Origin of the sequence: Xenophilus sp. (assembly GCF_044462705.1) — a bacterium.
Lineage (GTDB): Bacteria > Pseudomonadota > Gammaproteobacteria > Burkholderiales > Burkholderiaceae_C > Xenophilus > Xenophilus azovorans.
In genome coordinates, this window is the sequence record NZ_JBIQNC010000070.1 from 1 (window position 1) to 3,521 (window position 3,521).

Below are 3,521 nucleotides of genomic sequence, written 5' to 3' on the forward strand. Positions count from 1 at the left end.
CCCACGTCCTCGCCGCGGCCGATGCGGCCCAGCGGCACCAGGGCCTCGCGCTGCGCGCGCACGGCCTCGTCCTGGTACACCGCCTCGGTCAGCGGGGTGCGGATCATGCCGGGGCTCACGGTGTTCACGCGGATGCCGTCGGCGGCCCACTCGTGCGCCATCTGCCGGCACAGCATGATCAGCGCGGCCTTGGTGGCCGCGTACGCGCCGTAGCCGGGGTGCGGCGCCAGGCCGGACATGGAGGCGATGGCGACGATGCTGCCGCGCGTGCGCACCAGGCCCGGCCGCGCGGCCTGGGCCAGCAGCCAGGCGCTGCGGGTGTTCAGCGCGAAGCTGCGCTCCCACTGCGCCAGCGGCAGGTCGGCCAGCCGGCCGGGGCCGGAGGCGCCGGCGTTGCACACCAGCACGTCCAGGTCGCCGCCGGCGCGCTGGGCTTCGTCGACCAGGCGGGCGCAGTCGGGCGGCTGCGTCAGGTCGGCGGCCAGGCCGGTGGCCTCGGCGCCGGCGTCGCGCAGTTCGGCGACCAGGCGGTCCAGCTTCTCGCCGGGCCGCGAGGCGGCGGCGCTGAGATGCAGCGCGTGGCCGTCGCGGCGCGCCTGCGCGGCCAGGGCCAGGCAGATCGCGCGGCCGATGCCGCCGGTGGCGCCGGTGACCAGGGCGTGCACGGTGCGCGTCATGCGGGCTCTTTCTGCGTGGTTTGCGCCTGCCGGCGGTAGTGGGCCAGCGTGGCGGCGATGCCTTCGGCCAACGAGGTGCGCGGCCGATTGGGAAACCATGCGTCCAGCCCGTCCTCGCCGATGCCGGCCGCGATGCCCAGCGGCGGGCCGCTGGCGTCGATGCGCGCATCGGGCACCTGGCGGCGGATCTCGGCGATGACCTCGTCCACGGTGTGCACGGTGCCGGCCAAGTTGAACACCTCGGCGCCGCGGGCCGGCGCGTCCAGCAGCGCGTGCTCGAAGGCGCCGGCCGCGTCGTCGACGTAGACCAAGCCCGCGGCGCCGGTGTAGCCGATGGTGCAGGCTTCGCCCAGCGCCGCCGCGCGGCAGGCCAGGCTGGGGCCAGCGCTGACGCCGCTCAGGCGCTCGGGGCCGTACACGACGAAGGGCCGCAGCCCGACGCTGGCGAGGCCATGCTCGCGCCAGCTCGCGCGCGCCGCGCCCTCGGTGGCGAGCTTGAAGGCGCCGTAGTGCGTCACCGGCCGCGGCTCGATGCCGTCGGGGCCGTGCACGCCGGCGCTGCTGGCGTAGACCACGCGGTCCAGCCCCTGCGCACGCGCGGCCTCGAACACGTGCAGGGTGCCGATGAGGTTGACCTCGGCGCCGAGCACCGGGTCGGCGCTGCACACCGGCGTCAGCACGCCGGCCAGGTGCGCCACGCCGCTGCAGCCGTGCAGCGCCTCGCGCAGGTCGCGGCCGGCGCGGATGTCGCCGGCCACGGCCTGCGCGTCGCCCAGTTCGGCTGCCAGGTCTTGCAGCGCAGGCTGCGCCGCCGGCACGTCGAACAGGCGCAGGGCCAGCCCGCGCGCGGCGAGCCGCCGCGCGATGCGCGCCCCGAGGAAGCCGGCCGCGCCGGTCAGCAGGATGCGCGGCGCACCGCCGCTCACATCTTGCACTGGGACTGCGGGGCGGGAATGATCGACGACGGGAACACTTCCTCGATCACCGGCACGATCGTGCCGTTGACGGACTTGGCGCGGGCCACGTAGCTGGGCAGCAGCAGTTGGTTGTCGGCCGCGCGCATCGTCGCCGGGCCGTAGATGGTCTCGATCTGCGCGCCGCGCAGGGCCTTGGACACCGCCTCCGGCTTGACGCTGCCGGCCTTCTTCACGCCCGCGAACATGACCTGCGTGCCGTGGTAGCCCAGGGCCTCGTTGTCGGTGGGCAGGCGGTTGAACTTGGCCTGCCACGCGGCCACGAAGGCCTTGTTGCGCGGGTTGTCGATGCCGGCGGTGTACTCGGTGGTGCCCGGCGTGCCCTCGAGCGCCTTGCCGGTGGCGTTGATGATGAAGTTCAGGATCAGCGCGTGGCCGATCAGCCTGGTCTTCGGGATGAGGCCGAACTCCTCGGCCTGCTTGACGAAGGCGATGGCATCGCGGCCGGTCTCGGCGACCCAGACGGCCTCGACGTTGGCGGCCTTGAGCTGCGCGATGTAGGGCGAGAAGTCCTTGGTGCCCAGCGGCACGTAGAGCGACAGCGGCACCTTCTTGCCGTTCGCCTCGACCGCCTTCTTGAACGACTCGCCCGAGTCGCGGCCCCAGGCGTAGTCGGCGGCCAGGACGGCGAAGGAGCTTTCCTTCAGCTCCTTGGCCCACTGGTTGATCATCGCGATGTCGATCCGGTCCGAGTGGTTGGTGAAGAAGCTGCGCGCGCGGCAGGTGTCGCCCGTCAGCTTGTCGGACTTGCTGACGATGTTGAAGTAGGCGGCGTCCCAGCGGTCGAGGTTCTGCGCGATGGCCAGCGAGATCGACGACAGGATGGGGCCGATGAGCAGGTTGTTGCCGTCGCGCGCCAGCTTCTCGGCCACGCGGCGGCCGGCGTCGGGCGTGCCCTCGTCGTCGCCCTCGGCGATCTCGACCTTGCGGCCGTCTACGCCGCCGGCGGCATTGGCCTCCTCGGCCGCGAAGCGGACGCCGCGCATCGCCTCCTCGCCCTGCTGCGCGGCGACGCCGGACTTGGACGACACCAGGCCGATCTTCACCGGCTCCTTGGCCTGCGCCCAGGCAGCGGCGGGCAGGCCCATGCCCAGCGCCAGCGTGGCGGCCAGGGCGAGTTCGGAAAACTGTTTTCTGTTCAGCATGGCTGTCTCCTTGGTGATGACGGATGCAAGGCCGGAGGCGGTCCGGCGGCCGATGGCGGAAAAAAAGAAACGCGAAAGCAGGCTCAGACCATCACGTGGGCCTCGAGCTGGTGCAGGCTCTCGCGGCTGTTCTGCACCTCGCCCTGCGCGACGACGGCGCCCTTGGCCATGGCGTAGTAGCGGTGCGCCACGCGCACGACGAGGCTCATGTTCTGTTCGATCAGCAGCAGCGCCGTGCCCTGGTCGGCCACGCGGCTGAAGATGTCGGCGAGCTGGTCGACGATGACCGGCGCCAGGCCCTCGGTGGGCTCGTCCAGCAGGATCAGCGAGGGGTTGGCCATCAGCGCACGCCCGACCGCCAGCATCTGCTGCTGGCCGCCCGAGAGCGCCGTGCCCGGCGTGTGCGCCCGCTCCTGCAGGATCGGGAACAGCCTGTAGACCTCGGGCACGCTCCACGGCCCCTTGCGGCCGACGGCGGCGCCCAGCAGCAGGTTCTCCTCCACCGTCAGGTTGGCGACGATGCGCCGGCCCTGCGGCACGACGACCACGCCCTGCTGCGCGGCCTGGTAGGTGCGCGGGCGCGGCAGCGCCTTGCCGCCCACGCGCACCGTGCCGCCGCGCAGCGAGGCCAGGCCCAGCAGCGTGTTGACCACGGTGGTCTTGCCCACGCCGTTGCGGCCCACCAGCGCCACGCGCTCGCCGGCGCGCACCGCCAGGCTCAGGCC

4 protein-coding genes are annotated in these 3,521 nt (G+C 73.1%); all 4 read right to left on the bottom strand.

What is annotated here, in order from left to right; all coding sequences use genetic code 11:
- A partial coding sequence (locus ACIY1X_RS12420; RefSeq protein WP_399680868.1) for an SDR family NAD(P)-dependent oxidoreductase occupies positions 1-677 on the bottom strand: 677 nt, incomplete at its 3' end.
- Positions 674-1,612, bottom strand: coding sequence for an NAD-dependent epimerase/dehydratase family protein (locus ACIY1X_RS12425; RefSeq protein ID WP_399680869.1), 939 nt, complete (start codon positions 1,610-1,612; stop codon positions 674-676). The genes ACIY1X_RS12420 and ACIY1X_RS12425, both read right to left, overlap by 4 nt.
- Positions 1,600-2,796: an ABC transporter substrate-binding protein gene (locus tag ACIY1X_RS12430; protein ID WP_038208046.1), complete on the bottom strand. Its 1,197-nt coding sequence runs from the start codon at positions 2,794-2,796 to the stop codon at positions 1,600-1,602. The genes ACIY1X_RS12425 and ACIY1X_RS12430 overlap by 13 nt, the downstream gene beginning before the upstream one ends.
- Before the next feature lie 83 nt (positions 2,797-2,879).
- Positions 2,880-3,521 (bottom strand): ABC transporter ATP-binding protein (locus ACIY1X_RS12435; protein WP_399680871.1); only part of this gene is annotated, 642 nt, incomplete at its 5' end.

Bases quoted from the DNA above. Each gene is read 5' to 3' on its own strand.
- ACIY1X_RS12430 (WP_038208046.1), bottom strand. From the start codon at position 2,796: ATGCTGAACAGAAAACAGTTTTCCGAACTCGCCCTGGCCGCCACGCTG.